Below are 551 nucleotides of genomic sequence, written 5' to 3'. Positions count from 1 at the left end.
CAGCCCACAGCAGAGGAAGCTCCCCAGCCGGAGAGGACAGAGGCCACTGCACCTACCCAGGGGTGGCGCAACGAGGACGGATCCATCCCCATGGGCTCCCCCCGCCACACCGGCGGCGAAGTCGCCACCACGACCCGGAGCGAGGAGGAGACCGACACCCCGCCGCGCGAGCAGTCCTCCACCACCCAGGACGCGGGAACCATGCAGCGCAGCGGCACCCCGAGCGTTCCCGCGCGAACGGGAAGCTCGAGCACCGCGGTGACCCCTACGGGGGCCTCAAAGACGCAGGGGAACACCGGCACTCCGCAGGCAGGAACTCCCCAGGAGTCTGGGCCGGCCCCGCACCGGACCCCGCGGCAGAGGTCCACGATGCCTGCAGGCCAGTACGGCACCGTGCGAGTGAACCGCAACGGGACGACCAACAACGTCGTGACCGGGGAGGTCGTGGACACCGTGCCCCCGCACACCAAGGTGGTCCGGGCCTGGGATATGTCCGACACGGACGGGAGCAGCCAGCGGCCCCAGGGGCGGAAGCTTGCTACCCAGACCGG

1 protein-coding gene is annotated in these 551 nt (G+C 71.1%); it reads left to right on the top strand.

The window, feature by feature from the left end; genetic code table 11:
• Positions 1 to 369: 369 nt before the first annotated feature.
• Positions 370 to 551: hypothetical protein (locus RF645_RS13270; RefSeq protein WP_368819272.1), on the top strand; the 182-nt coding region annotated here is incomplete at its 3' end.

The sequence above is a fragment of the Kocuria sp. CPCC 205260 genome, from assembly GCF_040981045.1.
In the GTDB taxonomy this organism is placed as follows: domain Bacteria; phylum Actinomycetota; class Actinomycetes; order Actinomycetales; family Micrococcaceae; genus Kocuria; species Kocuria palustris.
This window is presented reverse-complemented; position numbering and strand designations above follow the sequence as displayed.